At 39.6% G+C, this 19,799-nt stretch carries 19 protein-coding genes and 1 riboswitch; of the genes, 12 read left to right on the top strand and 7 right to left on the bottom strand.

Translation table 11 applies throughout. The annotated features are described in order from the left end of the window. Positions 1-141 precede the first annotated feature (141 nt). The 5 genes from M2369_RS07880 (at position 142) to M2369_RS07865 (ending at position 4,910) form a co-directional block, all read left to right on the top strand. The gene (locus M2369_RS07880; protein ID WP_396126106.1) at positions 142-1,698 is read left to right on the top strand and encodes a ribonuclease YeeF family protein; all 1,557 of its coding nucleotides are present in this window, start codon (positions 142-144) and stop codon (positions 1,696-1,698) included. 12 nt (positions 1,699-1,710) lie between these two features. After that, a complete protein-coding gene (locus tag M2369_RS07875) occupies positions 1,711-2,250 on the top strand; it encodes a DUF2247 family protein (RefSeq protein WP_096882099.1) in 540 nt (179 codons plus the stop codon). A 21-nt stretch (positions 2,251-2,271) separates the two neighbouring features. After that, positions 2,272-2,937, top strand: a complete 666-nt coding sequence (locus tag M2369_RS07870) for a hypothetical protein (protein ID WP_045033623.1) — start codon at positions 2,272-2,274, stop codon at positions 2,935-2,937. A 346-nt stretch (positions 2,938-3,283) separates the two neighbouring features. Next, positions 3,284-3,409, top strand: a complete 126-nt coding sequence (locus M2369_RS19485) for a YxiF family protein (RefSeq protein WP_427243602.1) — start codon at positions 3,284-3,286, stop codon at positions 3,407-3,409. Between the two features lie 307 nt (positions 3,410-3,716). Continuing rightward, positions 3,717-4,910 (top strand): MFS transporter, encoded by a 1,194-nt coding sequence (locus M2369_RS07865; RefSeq protein WP_024720468.1) that lies wholly within the window; start codon positions 3,717-3,719, stop codon positions 4,908-4,910. A 47-nt stretch (positions 4,911-4,957) separates the two neighbouring features. On the opposite strand, the gene M2369_RS07860 is transcribed toward M2369_RS07865, so the two are convergent. The 3 genes from M2369_RS07860 to M2369_RS07850 all read right to left on the bottom strand — a co-directional run bounded on the left by M2369_RS07860 (position 4,958) and on the right by M2369_RS07850 (position 8,521). Further along, the gene (locus tag M2369_RS07860) at positions 4,958-5,860 is read right to left on the bottom strand and encodes a shikimate 5-dehydrogenase (RefSeq protein WP_008344408.1); all 903 of its coding nucleotides are present in this window, start codon (positions 5,858-5,860) and stop codon (positions 4,958-4,960) included. Between the two features lie 18 nt (positions 5,861-5,878). Further along, positions 5,879-7,060, bottom strand: a complete 1,182-nt coding sequence (locus tag M2369_RS07855) for an MFS transporter (RefSeq protein ID WP_024720467.1) — start codon at positions 7,058-7,060, stop codon at positions 5,879-5,881. Between the two features lie 444 nt (positions 7,061-7,504). Further along, positions 7,505-8,521, bottom strand: coding sequence for a LacI family DNA-binding transcriptional regulator (locus tag M2369_RS07850; RefSeq protein ID WP_024720466.1), 1,017 nt, complete (start codon positions 8,519-8,521; stop codon positions 7,505-7,507). Positions 8,522-8,797: 276 nt separating this feature from the next. Then, positions 8,798-8,877, top strand: a riboswitch (glycine riboswitch). A 162-nt stretch (positions 8,878-9,039) separates the two neighbouring features. Between M2369_RS07850 and M2369_RS07845 the strand changes: the two genes are divergently transcribed. After that, positions 9,040-10,386 carry an amino acid permease gene (locus M2369_RS07845; RefSeq protein WP_259253936.1) on the top strand — a complete coding sequence of 449 codons (1,347 nt, stop codon included), beginning with the start codon at positions 9,040-9,042 and terminating at the stop codon, positions 10,384-10,386. 46 nt (positions 10,387-10,432) lie between these two features. On the opposite strand, the gene M2369_RS07840 is transcribed toward M2369_RS07845, so the two are convergent. After that, positions 10,433-11,113 carry a DUF3169 family protein gene (locus M2369_RS07840; RefSeq protein WP_096882097.1) on the bottom strand — a complete coding sequence of 227 codons (681 nt, stop codon included), beginning with the start codon at positions 11,111-11,113 and terminating at the stop codon, positions 10,433-10,435. Beyond that, a complete protein-coding gene (locus M2369_RS07835) occupies positions 11,110-11,316 on the bottom strand; it encodes a helix-turn-helix transcriptional regulator (protein WP_008347396.1) in 207 nt (68 codons plus the stop codon). Before M2369_RS07835 ends, M2369_RS07840 begins: the two co-directional genes overlap by 4 nt. 170 nt (positions 11,317-11,486) lie before the next feature. Between M2369_RS07835 and M2369_RS07830 the strand changes: the two genes are divergently transcribed. Next, positions 11,487-12,110 (top strand): NUDIX hydrolase, encoded by a 624-nt coding sequence (locus tag M2369_RS07830; protein WP_024720463.1) that lies wholly within the window; start codon positions 11,487-11,489, stop codon positions 12,108-12,110. 10 nt (positions 12,111-12,120) lie between these two features. On the opposite strand, the gene M2369_RS07825 is transcribed toward M2369_RS07830, so the two are convergent. Beyond that, on the bottom strand, positions 12,121-12,609 hold the full coding sequence (locus M2369_RS07825) for a DUF4188 domain-containing protein (protein WP_008347392.1): 489 nt from the start codon (positions 12,607-12,609) through the stop codon (positions 12,121-12,123). 4 nt (positions 12,610-12,613) lie between these two features. Further along, a complete protein-coding gene (locus M2369_RS07820) occupies positions 12,614-13,165 on the bottom strand; it encodes a PadR family transcriptional regulator (protein ID WP_008347390.1) in 552 nt (183 codons plus the stop codon). 182 nt (positions 13,166-13,347) lie between these two features. Here M2369_RS07820 and M2369_RS07815 point away from each other — a divergent pair, with 182 nt between their 5' ends. The 5 genes from M2369_RS07815 (at position 13,348) to M2369_RS07795 (ending at position 19,776) form a co-directional block, all read left to right on the top strand. Beyond that, a complete protein-coding gene (locus tag M2369_RS07815) occupies positions 13,348-14,241 on the top strand; it encodes a hypothetical protein (protein ID WP_168948350.1) in 894 nt (297 codons plus the stop codon). Positions 14,242-14,342: 101 nt separating this feature from the next. Next, positions 14,343-15,221, top strand: a complete 879-nt coding sequence (locus M2369_RS07810; RefSeq protein WP_045033641.1) for a hypothetical protein — start codon at positions 14,343-14,345, stop codon at positions 15,219-15,221. Between the two features lie 344 nt (positions 15,222-15,565). Next, entirely contained in the window at positions 15,566-17,425 is a 1,860-nt protein-coding gene (locus tag M2369_RS07805) for a beta-glucoside-specific PTS transporter subunit IIABC (RefSeq protein ID WP_259253935.1), read from the top strand. A 4-nt stretch (positions 17,426-17,429) separates the two neighbouring features. Further along, entirely contained in the window at positions 17,430-18,896 is a 1,467-nt protein-coding gene (locus M2369_RS07800; RefSeq protein WP_025208280.1) for a glycoside hydrolase family 1 protein, read from the top strand. 31 nt (positions 18,897-18,927) lie between these two features. Next, positions 18,928-19,776, top strand: a complete 849-nt coding sequence (locus M2369_RS07795) for a PRD domain-containing protein (RefSeq protein WP_008347382.1) — start codon at positions 18,928-18,930, stop codon at positions 19,774-19,776. The last annotated feature ends 23 nt before the right edge of the window (positions 19,777-19,799 follow it).

Genomic DNA, 19,799 nt, shown 5'->3' with positions numbered 1-19,799 from the left:
TAGAGAGTCCATTCCATTTTTTATGTCATTTAGCCTATTTTTCCGTTTTGGAGGTCACGGTAAAATAGACTTTATGATCAATAATGAAGGGAGTGGCTTAATCTGGGCAAGATACTTGATGCAAAAGCACTAACCAGTGCCATGGATACAAGGGCAAAACACTATCAGGAACTCCGCGAACAAATGATAGATTTAAAAAAGGCACTTCAAGGTGTTGCCAACCTCGGTGACGACTTCACTGGAAAAGGTGCCGATAACATTAAAAGCTTCTACAAAGAACTCGCCGGAAATGTGGACATGTTTATCAGCTTCATCGATAAGCAAAAGGCCTTTCATGAAGGTGTTTCTGGGACGCTTGATGATACAAATTTTGGCGGCGACACCTTTGTAGAAGAACACTTTTTAGACAACGCTGTACATATGGGAATCAAGAATGCCAAAAGCATCGTGAAGGATCAAAAAAAGGCACTCAAAACGATTTTTCAAGATATTGATGACCTCATTTCTCTGGAGGTATTTGATAGTAAAACCTTTGACGAAAAGATTGCAGATGCGGAAGATGAACGGAAGAAAACGGTTAAAGATTTAATAGAACTTGATCAAAATCTAAAAGATGAATATGCTTTGTCAGAGACTGAGGAGAAGGCTACAATGGCATTGTACGCAGAAATGATGAATGCGACAAATGACGGAAAATCCATTTTGCCTATGAATTTTGACAAGAAAGCGTATCAAAATAGCGAAATCTACAAGGCAAAAAGCGATATTGAGAAGCAAACTTCTGAATATCTAAAAATCAAAAAAGATCAAGAAGAAGCCCGCAAGATCGCAAAGGAACAAGAAGCGCTCGCCAACCGTCCTTGGTATGAAAAAGCTCTTGATTACGGAGGAAATATCGTCAATGAACTGACAGGCGTGAACGATGCAAAACGTGCCGCAACAGGTGTCGATCCGATCACAGGTGAAGAACTCACCGCAGGCCAACGGGTCGCCGCAGGCGGCATGGCAGCAGCAGGCTACATCCCGATTGTCGGCTGGGCAGGCCGGATTTTCAAAGGCGGTAAAGCCGTTTATAAAACGACTCAAGCCACCTCAGCCGCAGTAAGAGCGGTCGACATTTACAAGACATCACAGAAGTCTTTCGATGCGTTGAAAACATCACAAAAAGGCTTATATGGCCTCACCGCAACAAACGGCTTCAGTGAAGCGATTACGGGTCGAGATATGTTTGGAAATAAAGTCTCGAAAGAACAGCAGGAAGCGAGTATGAATGCGGCTCTGGGGATGCTTTTGCCGTTTGGGGCGAAAGGATTTCATGGGAAGATGGGGATTAAAGGAGATAAAATTGAACATCCGGTAATAGATAGTAAAAGGGTCGGGAGTGCGTTGAAAAAGCCAGATGGTCAACATGGTTTCAATGATATAATTGACAATTACACACCATTGGCTAAAGAGTTTGATTTGGTCGGTGGTGATAAAACAAAGGTTAAGCTGTATCAAATAGAGGGTGGTATGAAATACTATAGCTATAAGGATGTTTATAATAAAGATTTGCGAATAATTGAAAGAGTGTTTTCGGTTAAAGATCAAAATGGTATTTTTGAGTGGATTGTCGATCCAAATAAGGGAGTTACTCATAGAAGGTTTATTCCAGAAGGTGAAATTACAGGATTGCCTAATCAAAATCCTAAGAGATAGGAATGAAGAGAAATGAAATTTTCTATAGAGGTCTTAAAAACATATAATATTCACTATGATTGGAAAACTATATATGTAGGAATTAGGCTAGATTTGATCTCATACAAAGAAATAAGCAAGTATGCAGTGGAATACTTATCTAATCATACTGAATGTGAAAATTCTTTAATCCTAGAATTAGCTTGGGGTGCTGGCGATCCAGATGAGGATTATAGAAAACTCCAAATGATATTAGTAGAATTATACAATGATTTGGTAGAAGAAGAATCTAGCCAATGGGACATTGAAAAAAGGAAATGGAGATATGGTATAACGTCTCACTTAAAAGAAAAAAATAAGAAGTCACCTGAAGAGTTATTGGATGAATTGTGTGAAGTATACGCTGATTTTGGTTACCCTGAGGATATGGAACCATTTATTCATTATATGCCTCCTTCAGATGGTTATAATCCGTTACTGTATTCAAAAGAAGAGAATATAAATAGATTAGTATCTCTTTTTGATGAGTTTTTACAAAAAGAAAAAGCAGTTGTCCAATTCGAGCAATTTTAATTACTGATTAAAAGGTGACTAATGAAAATAAAACTTGAATTCGAACAAGGTGTGACAAACTACTATAAGTGGTTAGATCAGAAAATAAATGAATGTAAACAGTTAAGTGTATATAGTATAAACGGATATCACTTTTTAAATGATGGTGGAATAGAGGCTTTTCAAAGTTATTGTCAAAATGAATTAATCGAAATTTTTAGCGGGCAATTAACTAATTACCATGTTTATATCTTTCTAAGTAAGAAAGTAAATGATGTACATTCGCGAATAGAGAGATTCCGAAAAGTATGGAAATCAATTGATTCGGAAATAAATACTTCAGGTTTTGAAAAGGGGCCAGAATTACTTTTAGATGAACAAGAAAATCAATTTTATGTCAGTATGGCCAAAGTACCTCAATCTGATTTAGATAAGGCATTGCGAATAGTGGATCAGTATCAATCTAGTTTCATGATTGCCAGTAGAAGAGATTCTATGCTCACAGAGGAACCTATAAAAGATTTGTTTTTCACAGGATTGGATCAGAATAGTCATGAAGTAGATTATCAAGCGCTTTTTTTGAAGTATGGTTTGAATGGTGAAATTATCTTTAGATGGGGATCTGTTCTAGATGAGGCCGAATTGGCAATGATTTTAAATCAAGATCATACCCAGAAAATACAGGAGCGAATACAAAGCCATTCATAGTATCTCTAAAAGAGAATAATCCGTAATATTTTAAACAATCCCCACATTTGGGACTTGCCCTCCCGTTTTGTGAGACTGGGAGCAAAACACCGTATGAAACAGCCAGTTGTCGAAATTCTTTCGGTGACTGGTTGTTTCATTTCCCCCTTTTTTAGAGATCAAAGAAAATCATTTGTTTTGTCAGCAGGTATTTACTTTCCTGCAATCAAGAGAACATAAAAGTCAAATACATGGAGACAACTAACTAGAGCATATAGAAAAGCCTACACAACTGTTAACGGAAATGGCCTTAAGGGTGATAGCGACTCCTAAACAAGGGAGATTGCTGTTTTTCTGAGATCATGAAATTGAATCGCTCTTGATGAATGTAAATGAAGTGTTTCATCATTTAACGAAACTTCTTGAGCACATCAAATTCTCAAGTGGATACGGTGATTTCATTTTAATAGCAGAGGATTTTCATTTTGGATGATGCATAGAGCGTAAAGAATATTTTTATGAGTTTAGTCTTTGGGGAATGTGAGTTTAGAGGAATTTTTTCTATCACAATTTCCCTCAAATTTAAGCAATTCACTATCATTACCTTTCACATTCATATAAAATAAGAGCTAGTGAAAATTTGAAGAGATGCTTGATAAATGAAGGGCATGTAAGCTGTATGAAATGATGAGATGTTTCAAGTACGTGAAGGTTGCAAAGCTGTTTCTCCTCACGCATGAATCTTGTAAGCGTAACCATTATTTGTCACTTCATTGCAATGTGTTGAGGGGTGTGTCAGCATGAGGAATCCGTATTTGAGAACGGCCTCTAGTCTTTATATCAATTATTTTTTATTAGGTATGGTCAATATTATTTTGGCTTCTAATATGCCATTTTTGATCAAACAATTAGATACAAATAGTGCGGGGATAAGTTATATGATATCTGCACTCGGTATTGGCAGGGTGCTCACGTATGGTTTATCGGGCGTACTGTCAGATCGTTTTGGACGAAAGCCAGTCATTTTGGTTTCCGGGGTGCTGATGGCGGTGTTCCTCATCGGAATCCCGTTGTCTCCGAATTATCAAATCGCGTTTGCGTTTGCGATTTTGGCAGGGGTGGCGAATTCGGCGATGGATGCAGGGACGTATCCGGCTTTAATGGAAGCTTTTCCTCAAAACTCGGGATCTGCAAATGTGATGGTGAAGGCGTTTATTTCGATTGGGGCGACCATTCTGCCGCTCGCTATTTTCTTTTTAGCAGAGCATGATCTGTTTTATGGATTTGCGTTTTTTGTACCTGCTTTTATCTATTTAGTGAATGTGATGATGCTGTGGACATTGCCATTTCCAAATCATCGCAAGGTGGAGCAAGTTCAGGTGACGGAGCATGATGGACTTCCGCGCTTCTCATCAGAGCCTACGTTTTGGAGAGAAGGGGTCGCACTGATTGTGATCAGTTTTACATCAAATGGTCTGTACGCCTTGCCGCAAATTTGGCTGCCTACGTACGGTGAGGAAATATTGGGAATGGCTTCTGGCAGTGCTGTGAAGCTGCTTAGTTACTATAGCATGGGCGGTTTGCTGTCTGTCTTATTACTCGCATTTCTTTTGCGCCGCATTGTTCGTCCGGTCACCGTGCTGCTACTCTATCCGATTATTACATTAGCCTCTATCTGTGTGCTATTGGTCGTGAAGTCTCCAGTCATCGGGACCGTCAATGCATTTGTATTGGGCTTTTCAACAGCGGGTGTCTTTCAGCTGACGTTAACCGTAATGGCTGAGTTCTTCTGGAAAAACAAAGGGACGATGACAGGAATTATCTCAACAGCAGGCGGAGTGTCCGCCATTGTGATTCCAGTCGTCACTGGTTTGATCGAAACCCACTCGACCATTTTGCAAATCTTTATATTTGATGCGGGTGTGGCTGTTGTGGCGATCATCGGCGCGGTGTATATCCTTTATCGATATCGCCGTGTGATGATACACGAATAAAAAAAGACGACTTCCAAAGCGGAGGTCGTCTTTTTTCTGTGTTTCGTTTAGAAACGGTCATTTTCAAATAGAATTTGTTTCACTTGTTCAACAGGCATATCCTCGCCAGTAAAGAGTTTGTACGCAAGGGCACCTTGCCATAGCATCATGCCAAGACCGTTAATCGTTTTGGCACCAGCTTCTTGTGCTTGAGCAAGAAGTTTTGTTTTTTGCGGGTTGTAGACGACATCTGTCACGATTAAGTCTTTGCGTAATACATCAAGGGTATCGTCAATAATGCTGAGCTCATCTAATGGTTTCATGCCAAGGCTTGTCCCGTTTGCTAAGATCGCACTTTCAGCTACTTCACGACGGAAAGCGTCTTTGTCTTCAAGTGGGAAGATATTCGCTTTGACACCGAATGATTTCATTTCGTTGTTGATGTAATTTACATTTTCCTCTGCTTGAACAAAGTATTGATCATTACGAGCAAAAATACTAATTTCACGAATACCTGATTGTGCAAGCTGAATGGCGATCGGTGTTGCAGCGCCGCCAGATCCAACGAGTGTAACCTTTTGTCCAGCTAATTCAACGCCGTGTTCAATTAAGTTTCTTACGTAACCAAGACCATCTGTGTTGTAACCAACCAGCTTGCCATCTTTGTTCACAACTGTGTTGCTTGCGCGAGTATATTTTGCAGAATCATCTAGTTCATCTAAGTAATCGAGTACTTTCATTTTGTTCGGCATGGATACGTTAAATCCAGCTGCACCCATTGCTTTCATCCCGTTTACTGCTGCTTCTAGTTCATCATTTCCTACCTCAAAAGCAAGGTAAGCATAGTTGATTCCTGTTAGTGTATAGCCAAGGTTGTGCATCCGTGGTGACAGGCTGTGCCCGATTGGTGTTGCAAGAAGACCGACTAATTTTGTTTTTCCATCAATATTACGTTCGTGTATGTTTGTCATGATTGACATCTCCTTTAATTATCTAAACAATTTTTTCATGCGTCGTAAAACAAAGACTGCTAACAATACGCTGATGACCGCAATGATCATATCGAAGAATAAAGTCATTTTAATATCGTACGTGCTGACGAGTCCGCTTGTAATCAGCGGAACAAGGATAAACGCTGAGCTTGCCGCAATGTTGACATATGATGAAGCCGTTGCTTTGTTTGTAGGGAATAATTTCATCATAATACTCATCGCCAACTGGAAAATGCCGGCTGTAAATAATCCTAAGAAAAAGGTACTAACAATGACAATGCCGTACGTTTCAATTTGAAATAGTGAAAGCATGGCAAGGAATGCCCCGATTGGGTAAATAATGGCGACCATAATCGGTGAAATGAATTTATCTAATACGATTGAAAGCAATAGAACAGATACGAGTGCACCAATACTAAAATAAGAAAGAAGCTGTGTCGCTTGTCCTGAGCCAAGCCCAATCAATTTCAGCCCGAGCTGTGGAAGCCAAGTTTGCCATACGACAAATAATGCAGTAGACGTGAATCCCATAAGTACAACAGCTAAACCTTCACCAAACATTTTCGGTTCTTCCTTCATTTGCTCTTGAACGGGAAGATCGTTTTGAGAAGCCGTTTGCTTATGATTTGGGAACGGCATAAAGATCAAGTAAATGCCTACAAGTAAATAAAGAAGTCCTAGACCAAAGAATGCCCAGCCCCAGAAGATGTCATGTGCAATAAGGAATGCCAAGATAAATGGAAGAACAGTCGCACCAATTGATACAGACGCCTTCACTAATACAGAAGCTGAACTTGCTTTTTTAGGAAATGACTCTGTCAAAGCAGGATATGTTCCTGAATCAAGTAATGAGTTCGCAATCCCTGCGGAAATGGCAAAAATGAAAGCCAATGTATAATTGGTCGTTATTGGAATCCCAATTAAGAATAATAAGTAGAGAAAGTTACCTGTAATAATGACAGGTTTTCGCCCCCAGCTGTCTGCCAGCCGGCCAGAGAAAAAGAGAGCAATTAATTTACCGATCCCGATTGCTGATACAAGCAAGCTGATTTTTGGAATATCTACATGGTAGCGTTCAGATAAGCTTTCCATGTTTGATGCCACAATAATATTGATCATGCCTAGCATGAAATAGTTTAAGTACATGCCAAGTGATGATTTAATGTATGGATTTTTCATGTTCCCACTCCTATATTTGAAACCCTGTTCGGGCCAAATTCTTGTTACCCTTTGTTATTTCCTTAAACGTAAATAATATTAAGTCCATCACAACACCCCTTGTGTGATTGATGAAAAAATAATGAATATTCATCTGTTCTTCAAATAAGTACATCGTTCTACTAAATAATTAAAAATAATAACAGTTATCATAAGTTGATGGACTTCCTCGATTTGATCAGAATCAAAAGATCCATCTTTAACTGTAGTTGATATGATAAATAACGATATGTTCACAAAAGGTATAACGATATACTAAAAGAAGCAACGAGATAAATATACTCCTGTGTATAAAATGTGTCAAGTTTATGACTTTGCGATTTAAAAAAAGAAAAATGTAATAAAGAAATAGTTGACTTGCTCAATAAAAAAAGGAGAATCGCTTTGCAATTCTCCTTTTCATGATCATGTCGAGGTTTCTCGAATATGAAGTTGAGGCTTTAATATCAATCGCTGCAGTTCTTCATCCTGCTCGTTCATTTTATGATACAAAAGGTTGGCTGCTTTGACTCCAATGGATCGTGGAAATGATGAGACTGTGGTGAGCGGCGGGTGATACATCTCCGCTTCAGGGATGTTATCGAACCCAACTACATCAATGTCTTCACCAGGCTTGATGTCACGCGCTGCCAATTCTTGAATGACCCCAAACGCCACTAAATCACTGAAGCAAAAAATAGCAGTAGGTGGTTCGGGAAGGTCAATCACTTGGGCAAGGGCTTCTTTCCCGCCTTCACGGGTAGGCACCATATCGATAATAAGAGATTCATCCATCGTCAGGTCCTCATCATCATGGGCTCTTTTGAACCCTTTCATCCGTTCAATCCAAGTCGAGGAGGATTTGATTCCACCTAAGAAGGCGATGCGGCGATGCCCTTTTTGAAGAAGATGACGGACCGCCATCCAAGTGCCTTGTTCATAATCAACGCCGACATAATCACAATGGACATCTGCTAATTCACGGTTTGCCAATACTTTTGGTGTGCGAATGTTGTTTAATTGTTTCACCGTTCGTGTCGAACTTTTCGATGCTGGATTTAAGATGATTCCACCCACTCGGTGCTCTACCATTGTGGAGATGAGCCGCTCCTGCTTATCCACACTATCAAAGGTTGTCCCAAGTAAAACGGTATAGCCAAGTGACTCAAGGGTGGTTTGCACACCGATTAAAAATTCAGAAATAAAGGTGTTTGAAATATCCGTGACTATCACACCTACAATATTTGAACTTTTCGACCGCATGTTGGCAGCGACGCGATCGTACACGTATCCCAAATCCTCCATGGATTGCAGCACTTTTTTCCGGGTGGCTTCAGAGATCCTAGGGTTGTTGCGAACAACGAGTGAGGCCGTTGAAGTCGATACACCGGCATGCCGAGCGACTTCTTGTAATGTCACACGCTGTTTGTTCATTTTTTTCATTTGTCTTCACCAACTTCATTGGATTGCCTAACTATGGTTCATCATCAAGATGGATGTCTTCACCAAACGAGCCGAACATTCTTTGTTTCATTATACCTTAATCAAGGGGTGTTGATGAAGTGATGTCATATCAGCTTCAGATAAGGAGGAAACAACATCTTAAAAGATTACCATTGACAGCTTTCTTTTAGAGGCGTAAAATATAAAATTATTCAGAAATAGCAACATTTAAAGTAAATATCGAAGGCTATGATTGCTGTGGGTCACACTATGGCAGGAGCAGCTTCTGGAGAGACCGCATGTATGTGCGGCGCCGAAGGGTTCACAATCTCAGGCAAAAGGACAGAAGAGTACGAAATATTGTATTTGTGATGCATGGATCATACTGTGTATTGCTTTTCTCTATTTTGCTATTCTTTTATGACCGTGAGATTGGAGCGCATCCAATCTCTTTTTTTATGGACTTTTTGAGAGTTCATTATTTCAGTATAGGATCGTGTCGTAGGAGGGTGTTGGAATTGGCACAACAAGAGTTAAAGCGAGATTTATCAAACCGTCATGTTCAATTAATTGCCATTGGCGGAACGATTGGAACTGGGCTGTTTTTAGGGTCTGGAAAGGCCATTCAATTGGCTGGACCATCGATCATTTTTGCGTACTTAATTGTCGGAATGGCCATCTTTTTTGTCATGAGGGCACTTGGAGAATTGCTCTTATCTAAGGCGGGCTATCAGTCTTTAACGGATATAGCAGAGGATTATCTTGGACCATGGGCTTCCTTTGTGACAGGATGGACGTATTGGTTTTGCTGGATTATGACAGCGATGGCGGATGTTATTGCGGTCGGGGTGTATGTGCAGTACTGGTTTGATATTCCGCAGTGGATTCCTGCTATTATTTGTTTATTGATTTTGCTAGGATTTAATTTATTAACGGTGAAGCTTTTTGGAGAAATGGAATTTTGGTTTGCACTGATTAAAGTGATTACGATATTACTGTTGATTGGCGTTGGAATTGTCCTGTTAATCATTGGTTTTCAAACAGATGCAGGGACCGTGACGGTAACGAATCTGTGGTCACACGGAGGATTCTTTCCAAATGGTGTGACAGGCTTCTTATTGTCATTCCAGATGGTGATTTTTGCGTATGTGGGCGTGGAACTTGTCGGTGTGTCAGCAGCAGAAACAGCGAATCCGCAAAAAAACATCCCGTCTGCGATTAATAAAATTCCATTAAGAATTCTATTTTTCTATGTAGGTGCGATTTTTGTATTACTATGCATCAACCCATGGACAGAACTCAGTGCATCAGAAAGTCCTTTTGTGAAAACCTTTGGGCTCATTGGGATACCAGTAGCGGCGGGACTCATCAACTTTGTCGTCCTGACATCTGCGGCGTCTGCTTGTAATAGCGGTATGTTCTCAACGAGCCGAATTTTGTATAATCTCAGTCATCAAAAACAAGGACCGGCATCCTTTGGCCGTCTAAATAAACATGCTGTTCCAAGTAATGCCCTGTTTGTGTCGACAATTGTGGTGTCAGTAGGGGCTCTTTTAAGCAAGCTAATTCCTGAACAAGCCTTTGGTATTGTGACAACAATCAGTGCCATTTGTTTCATTTGGGTATGGAGTATTATTTTAATATGCCATCTGAAATATAAGAAAACACGTCCTGAACTGCATAAGGCGTCTACCTTTAAAGCGCCATTTACACCTTTTGTGAATATAGCGGTTCTTGTGCTCTTTGCTGCCATTCTTGTCATCATGCTTTTTGCTGACGCAACACGTCCAGCCCTGTTATTGACACCCGTATGGTTTGGGTTCTTATTTTTGATTTATGCACGACAGAAACGTCGGTCAGCATAATGAACAAAAAAGCACAGCCTTTTTAAATGGCTGTGCTTTTGCTTATTTAACGATTTCGAATCTTCAACATATAGTATGCATTAAGAATGATCAGAACAAGTCCAACGACGATGATGGAGAAGAGCTGAGAGTGATTGGCGCCAAGAGAATAGACAATCAAAATAAACATGGCACCGGTCAATAAAATATTCATCATTTGAAAAGTGTGAAAAAGCCCATCGAGCATCACATGCTTTTCGCCTTCATCAGAAATGGCGAGCAGTTTTTTGCCATAATCTTTATCGGTTGGACTAGGTAGGTGACGATTAGGATAGACGAGCTTTAGGACAGAGGTTGACACATAAGAAAGAATGACGGTGATCAAAAATAAGGCAGCATTTGCGAGAATCAGCCAAAGTGGCTGCTCGGTTACGATGGAAATTCCAATTGCAATAATCGATAAAATGGTACTCACCGTATTAGCTAACGTTACATCAGTAAAGGTTCGGTACTGTTTTACCTCGAGTTCATCCTCCTCATCACCAGATACCGAAAGAGAGACTCTTTTCTTCATGCGTGAAATGCCTGAAAAACAATAAATGATGAATAGAACTGTCAAGCCAGTGATGACAAGAGTCGCTTCAAATGCAGTCTGCAGAAGTGTCAGCTCAAATTCGGCTGCCAGCAAACAGTAAGCACCGAGAAAACCAAGGAGAGCACCTAAGAGCATTTTATATACAGTTTTCATGTGAGTTCATCCTCCTCGAATAGAAAAATATGTTCAATGGGTTCTTGAAAAATACGTGAAAGCCTCATAGCAAGTAAGAGAGACGGCATTAATTCATCTCGTTCCATTAAGCTGATCGTCTGGCGGGAAACCTTTGCCCGTTTCGCAAGCTCCGTTTGGTTTAAACCATCACGTGCCCGCAGCTCTTTTAGCCGATTTTTCATTCTGTCACCTCAACTCTGATCAAAATGTTATCTTGATTGTAAAGTATTATATTCATTTTGACAAGTATAGTTGTCAAAATGATAAAAATAATTGTCAGAAAGATCGCCTTTATTCAAAAGGAAATCAATGATACGCTAAAGAAAAGAGAAACGGAAAATAGGTGATGCCCATGTTCATTGATCAATTAAAAAGTGACTTACATCAATCACAGCCGCTATTTATCGGAGAAGAGACAGCGTTCAAAGCGGCAGTCCTTGTCCCTTTGGTGCAAGTAAACGGGGAATGGCATGTTTTATTTGAAGTGCGATCACTGACGATGAGAAAACAGCCTGGCGATATTAGCTTCCCTGGCGGCAAACTCGACGGCGACGAAACCGCACAAGAAGCTGCACTGCGGGAAACATATGAAGAACTAGGGATTCCGCCCGAATCCGTCAAGGTGTTAGGACAGCTCAGTCCTTATATTGCCTCTCCATCCTTTGTGGTATATCCATTTGTCGGAATCATTGATGAACAGCAGGTCAAACATTCCTTTAATCAAGAAGAAGTAGAGGAGACCTTTACTGTGCCTCTATCATGGCTCAGCCAATACGAACCATACTTACACCATGTATCGGTGCAGCCAACACCAGGAGAGGACTTTCCTTATGAAAAAATCATGAATGGTGAAAAATACAGCTGGGGGAGTCGTTCGATTGAGGAGTGGTTTTATGATTACGATCGTTACACCATTTGGGGATTAACTGCCCGCATATTAAAACATTTTGTGATGGTTGCAAAAAGAAATTCCTAGAGAATCAGCTCTAGGAATTTGTTGTAGAAAGGCGTTCTTTTGCGGTTTCTTTTCCTTTCCCTTTTCCAATTAGGATGGGCGCTTTAGCTTGGCTCAATCCATATGAAGGCATGTTCACGTAGATAGATTCATATGATCCGGCTTGAATTTGATACGTTTCATGATAAATTCCGACCGCGTCATTATTTCGTGCTCTTTGGTTAAATCCTTTCCAAGCAGCCAAATGCTTCTCCATCTTGGCGTAGGCAAGGAGGTCCTCTGTTGATTTCCAATATTGGATCATGGTGGTGGTGCGTAAACCGAAGTAATTTTCTGTCCCGAGAAAACCAAGTTCTTCTTGATGTGTATAAAGTTCTTTGATCATCCCCGGCATCGCCTTAAATACTGGCAGCCATTGATGGACAGCCCAGCGTTTATTGATTCTCATTCCGATAATGAACACAACAATCGGCTCAGAATTGTCTGTTGTATACCTGCCAGCACGTATATTTTTTTTCATTTGTTCATCCTTCTTTCTTCATCGATTCACAGGTCTCCACGCACCAATCAATTCCAGCCTGCGCCACTTTCTTTCCGTAATCTAACGTATACAGCCAATACTTCGCATCAGCTTCATCTGGATACAGCTCTTGAATGTTTTGTTCAATCGCAACATATGTCTCATAACGGATACGGAGCTGCCTCTCATAATCCTGTAAAAGCACCAATTTTTTCTCAAACGAAAGATATTGACCAAAGAATAACTTTAATAACACTTCATTTCGTTCTGATGGTACTTGATCGAGCGGCTGCGCCAGCCATTGCCTCAACGTGTCCAGCCCTTTTTCAGTCAGATGATACTCCCGCTTGTCTGAGCGCCCAGTTGTAGAAGCGGGTGAAACCTTCGCAAGCCCTTCCTCGACTATTAACTTTAAAGCTGGATAAATTTGTCCGTAACTAATTTTCCAAAAGTGATGCAAGCTCCTATCAATTAATTGCTTCACTTCATACCCAGACTTACAATCTGTCGTTAAAATCCCCAAAATCGCATACGTCGTATCATTGTATTTTTTCATTGATCAACACACCTATCTAAAAGATATATCATTTAGATATATAATAAACGATGTATAACTGCAGATACAAGAGGTATGAGAAAAAAATAAATGCTAGAAAGGAGGTGAAGAGATCACTGATTTGTTAATCAATGAGATGAATCCTTCATATAGAGTGAACGATCATAGTTTGGGGGGGACATATGAGTAAATCGAAAATCTGGATCATGACTATTCTGGCGGTACTACTGATTGGTGGAGGCGGCTGGATAGCCTATCAAGCAATCGCAAAAAAGAGTGGTTTGAATCATCCCTACGCCTTTGCATATAAGACTCATGATCGTGTGAACTGGTTCAAGGTAACGGAAAGAAACGGAAAAGTAACAGGTCATCTGAATGAAACCATTTTAGAGGAAAACCCGAAAAGGCATTATGATCCCAATCTATTTATCAACAAATATCAATTAACTGGGAAATCAATTGAAAACGGTTACGAATTTCATGTGAAGCAAGAGAAAGAAACGGTCACATATGAAGTTCACCTTGCCGAAAAGGATCTTTCTGTGAAAAGACAAGGTGAAAAGCACAGCATCACATACAAAGCGGTTGATCAAAAAAACCTACGTGCTGTTCAACAGGACATTCATACTCGATATGAGAAACTGATGGATGACACGGAAAATAGATTTCATGATTATGTACGAAACTTCATTAAGAAAGTAACAGGCGCTTATGGTTATCTGTATACGGCAGAGGATGGTTCATACCAACTATTTCTAAAAGTAAAACGAATGTATATGCAGTCTGAATGGGCAGGTTCTTTTCTAATGAGAAAGGCCCCAGGAGATGGTGGTGAACCTTATAAAGAAACGAAACATACAGCCGGTGGAGTTTCTGATGGGATGATGTTTGATTTGAGTACTTATCCTGCAATTGAAAAGGGTTTTATTTTAGGTGAAACTGACCGAGACGCAACATACATTAAATTTCCTTTTAAAATGGCAGGCGGGACAATAGAATTTAAAGTGGTCACGAAAGAGGAATATCAAGAACAAACAGAAGCATTCAAAAAGAAGGCGAAAGAATGGCAAAAGTAGATCGTGTTGGAACAGATGAATGTTGTGAATGGCATTTCAGGGCGATCAGAATAAATAGGGATCATGAAGGTTTTTCAAAACATATATGAGTGGAGGTACGTATGAGTAAACTGAAAATGTGTGTCGTGTCTATCCTGGCAGTACTCATCTTAGGTGGAGGCGGCTGGACAGCATATCAAGCAGTCGCACAAAAGAATTCATTGAATCATGCCTATGCATTTGCGTATAAAACGAAGGATAGAATGAGCTGGTTTGAGATATCTGAGAATAAAGGCAAAGTAACGGGGCATTTGAATGAAAAGTATATAGAAGAAGTGAGGTGGGATCCGCAAATCTATAAAAAACAATTTGTCGTATCTGGCAGTTCAAAAGAAAATGGGTATGAATTCAAAGTCACACAAGGTAAAGAAACGATCGTATACGAAGTTCACTTTTCAGGAAAAGACCTTTCAGTAAAAAAACAAGGTGAAAAGAAAGGCATGATATATAAGGCAATCAATCAAAAAAAGCTAGATAAATATCATAAAGAGATTCAAAAACGATATGATTATCTATTCGATACCGCTGAAGATAGGTTTTATGATAGTATGAGAAACTTCAAGGAGAAAGTGGCGAAAGTATATGGTTTTCTCTATACGGCAAAGGACAAACAACTATTTTTACAGGTGAAAACCATGCATATTGAGCTTGGATGGTCCGGCTTCCTTCTAATCACAACTGTTCCCGGAGAAGAGTGTAAGCCTTATAAAGAAATGAGATTAGAAGTCATGGGTGATACGGATGGAAGAAATTTTGTAATGGGCCATGAGCCTTTAATTGAAGATGGGATCATTAAAGGTTCCACTGATCGAGATGTAAAATCAATCAAACTTCCATTTAAAATGACAGGCGGTACTGTAGAGTTAAAAGCGGTTACGAAACAGGAATACCAAAAACAAGCGAAAGCATTCAAAAAGCAGGCGGAAGAAAGAAAAAAATAGATGATATGAAACCAGATGAGTGAACTTATCTGGTTTTTTATTAATAAAGAGTTCTTATTGATGATAAAAAATATTGGTGTATAAAAAAAGTGAGAAAGGTTGCTTCAACTAAATTAAAGAAAATTAATTTAGGTATATAGACCTCAATAATTTTTAGGAAAATAAATGTTGACGCTTTCATATAATCAATATATACTAAAAGCAAATCCAATATAAATAAATTAGACATGTGACTGGTCATGCAGGCAGGATCTAAAAACGATGAATTTCTTTAATTTGTCGTTTTAGGTCCTTTTTTTATTGCCAAAATATAGGTCCCATGTATGAGAAAAGGAGGAGAAAAAATGGATTACACACAAGTCGCCAAAGATGTTTTACAGCATGTAGGTGGTAAAGAAAACATTGCGCACCTTGAGCACTGCTCAACAAGACTTCGCTTCACACTAATTGATCAGAAAAAAGCAGATGTACCAGCATTAGAAAAAACACCAGGTGTCATAGCTGTCAGAATGTCAGGACAATGCCAAGTGGTCATTGGGAATGACGTGATTGAAGTGTATCAAAAGGTAACAAATTTAATGGGCGGCAGCTCATCCGGGCAAGGCGTGCCATCCAATCAGCCAAAAGAAAAAAGAAAAGCAGGCACAGTTCTATTAGATTTCATTGTGGGTGTCTTCCAGCCGCTTGTTCCGGCTATCGCAGGCGGAGGGATTTTAAAATCATTTCTTCTCCTTTTCTCTTTATTAGGCTGGGTGGATGCAAAAGGCCAAACCTATCAAATACTGAACATGGTGGGTGACGCACCACTATACTTCCTGCCATTACTAGTCGCTGTCACAACGGCAAATAAACTAAAGGTAAACCCACTGGTCGCATTATCAGCAGTCGGTGCACTCCTTCTTCCGAACATGACAGCCATGCTTACTGAAGGTGCGCAATTAATGTCATTCGACGTAAAAAATATAGCTTATGCGTATCAAGTGTTTCCAGCAATCCTTTCTGTATTGCTTTACGCTCAAATGGAAAAATTCTTCACACGATTTTCACCAAAACCAATTCGGATTTTCTTTGTCCCAATGATGTCATTAGTCATTACTGTACCAGTTACGTTACTGTTATTAGGACCACTTGGTTTTACAGCAGGACAAGGGTTTTCATCCGTTATTCTTGCGATGTTTAATACAGTAGGCTGGGTAGCTGTCGCAATTTTAGCAGCGGTACTCCCGTTTATGGTTGCATCAGGCATGCACAAAGCAATGGTCCCTTATGCAGTGACAACGATGGGGAACCTCGGGAAAGAAGCACTTTATTTACCAGCATCACTTGCGCATAATATTGCGGAAAGTGGGGCATGTTTCGCAGTGGCACTTCGCACGAAAGACAAGGTACTCAGATCAACAGCCATATCGGCAGGAATTTCAGCATTTTTTGGCATCACAGAGCCTGCTTTGTATGGTGTGACACTTCAAAATAAACGCGTACTTGGAAGTGTCATGATTGGTTCGTTTGTTGGCGGAATCTTCATTGGATTAGTTGGTATAAAAGCTTTTGTACTTGTTGGTCCTGGATTAGCAAGTATGTCGATGTTTATATCAGATGAGCTTCCTCGAAATCTAATGTTTGCTGTCATTGGAGCTGTCATTTCCTTCGTTGTTGCTTTTATCGCTGCTTTTGTATTAGGTAAGGATAAAAAAGTAGAAGAAAAGACAAATGATCAAGAAGCATTTGCTGAACAAATTGGAGCAGGGGAAACTTTCAAAAGCCCTGTGATTGGTCAAATGATCTCTCTATCTGAAGTAAAAGATGATATTTTCTCTTCAAAGGTCATGGGAGACGGAATTGCCATTGTTCCTTCAGAAGGAGCGTTATATGCACCAGTAGATGGTGAGGTCACCTTGCTGTTCGAAACAAACCATGCACTTGGTATGAAAACGGACAAAGGGATGGAAGTATTATTCCACATTGGCATTGATACTGTACAGTTGGAAGGACAGTATTTTTATCCAAAAGTGCAGGCAGGAGATCGTGTACAAGCAGGGGATTTACTCATTGAATTTGATGTAGAAAAAATCATGGAAGCAGGATACGATCCAGTTACGCTTGCTGTCATCACGAATACAGATCAATATGATATTAAGGTACAGCCATTACAAGAGGTCAATCGCCAAGATACATTGATGGTTATCACCCAATTAGGAGGCTAAACATATGACGACAATAAAAGGTTTTCCAAAAGGATTTTTATGGGGCGGCGCCATTGCCGCCAACCAAGCAGAAGGCGCTTGGAATGTAGATGGAAAGGGCCCATCTGTTGCTGATATTGCGATGTACCGGTCTAATTTGAGTGTAGAAGATTATGAAGGGCATCTAGCTGTTACTTCTGAAAATATAGATCGAGCGATGAAAGACCCAGATGATAAAAAGTACCCAAAACGCAGAGGTGTTGATTTCTATCACCACTATAAAGAGGATTTGGCTCTATTTGCTGAAATGGGTTTTAAAACTCTTCGCATTTCTATTGCATGGAGCCGTATCTTCCCAACTGGAGAAGAGAAAGAACCAAATGAAAAAGGACTCCAATTTTACGATCGTTTATTTGCAGAAATGAAAAAACACAACATAGAACCGATTGTGACGCTGTCACATTATGAAATGCCGTTAGCACTGAGCGTGAAATATAATGGCTGGGTTGAAAGAAAAGTCGTTGATCTCTTTGTTAAGTTCGCCAATGTATGTTTTGAACGCTATAAACATGATGTGAAATATTGGCTTACCTTTAATGAAATAGATAGTATTCACCGCCACTCTTTTATTACAGCAGGAATTATTCCTGATCGCTGCCCAGAAGGGAAAGAGGAAGAGACGGTTTATCAAGCACTCCATCATCAATTCATTGCCTCTGCACTCGTAACAGCAGATTGTCATCGCATCATACCAGGCAGTCAAGTAGGGTGTATGCTGACAAAATTAACAACGTATCCGCACACTTGTCATCCGAATGATGTGGAGCGGGCATTGAAACAAAACTTAGAAAACTATTTCTATGCAGATGTTCAGGTATTTGGTGAATACCCGCCGCTTATCAAGCGCATGCTTGAGAGAAAAAACATTCATATCCAAATGGAATCAGATGATCTTTCTATTTTAAAAGAAAATACAGTAGATTTTATCTCGTTCAGCTACTATATGTCTTTAACTGAATCAGCTGATGAAGGATTAGAAAAAACGGATGGAAATACCATCCGTGGGGTCAAAAATCCTTACCTTCCATCTACTGATTGGGGATGGCAAATTGATCCGGTTGGTCTGAAAATTTCTTTAATAGAATTATATGATCGTTATCAAAAACCACTGATCATTGTAGAAAACGGCATGGGTGCAAAAGATGTTGTTGAAAGTGATGGATCAATTCACGATGATTATCGTATTAACTATTTCAAAGAGCATTTCCGCCAAATGAGAGAAGCGGTGGAAGAAGGCGTTGACCTCTTCGGATATACGAGCTGGGGCTCAATTGATATTATAAGTGCAGGTACATCACAGATGTCAAAACGATACGGGTTCATTCATGTAGATCAAGATGACGATGGAAACGGTACATTAAAACGTTCTCGTAAAGACTCATTTTATTGGTACAAAAAGGTCATTGAAACAAATGGTGAATCGCTTGATTGAAAAACCACAATCATGAAGACAGGTGATGACGATGTTTAAAATCAAAAAAGTTTTAAACTCGAGTGTGGTTCTGGCTGAAGATCAGAACCAACAGGAGATGGTTCTATTCGGCCGGGGGATTGGTTATGGACAAAAACCAGGTCAAATGATTGAAGAAAAGAAGGCAGATCAAGTGTTTATGTCTGTCGATAACATGAGAGCGAAGGAATTTCTCCAACTATTAGATTCAATGCCACAAGAGTTTATCGATTTAACTCAGCATATTGTTCAATATGCTGAAAAACGCTTAAACTCAAGTCTGAATTCTGGTGTCTATTTTACCTTGATGGACCACTTGAATTTTGCAGTAGAACGGCACAAGAAGAATATTAATATTACAAATCGAGTATACTGGGAAATCAAAAACTACTATACCGAAGAATTTGAAGTAGGTAATTATGCGCTTGAGTTAGTCAACAATACATTGGGCATACAATTACCAAAGGAAGAAGCGGCCAATATCGCCTTCCATTTAATTAATGCGTTAGGTGAAGAGTCCGATTCTAAAGATGGCATGAAGTATGCCAAGATGATCGGAAGTATTGTGAATCTCGTCCGCTATACGTTGAATATGAAAATGGATCAAGAGAATATTCATTACAGCCGATTTATTACACATGTGAAATTCTTTGTTGAAAGATTTTACGCAAATAAATTATTATCAGATCAAGAAAATGAGTTGTTTGAACAAATTGCACACTTGTATCCTCAAGCGATGGATGTAGCTTTCAAAATAAAAGATTATATTAAACAGGTGCATAGTATTGTTATTCCAAATGACGAACTTACGTATCTGGCGGTACATATTCACCGCCTCATTTCTTATCAAGAACTAAAATAAATGTGGACCACTTGCCTTGTAAT

The organism is Bacillus sp. JUb11, from assembly GCF_024807925.1.
GTDB classification, from domain to species: domain Bacteria; phylum Bacillota; class Bacilli; order Bacillales; family Bacillaceae; genus Bacillus; species Bacillus altitudinis.
Note: the sequence above shows the minus strand (reverse complement) of the source record. Positions and strands in the feature narration are given on the sequence as shown.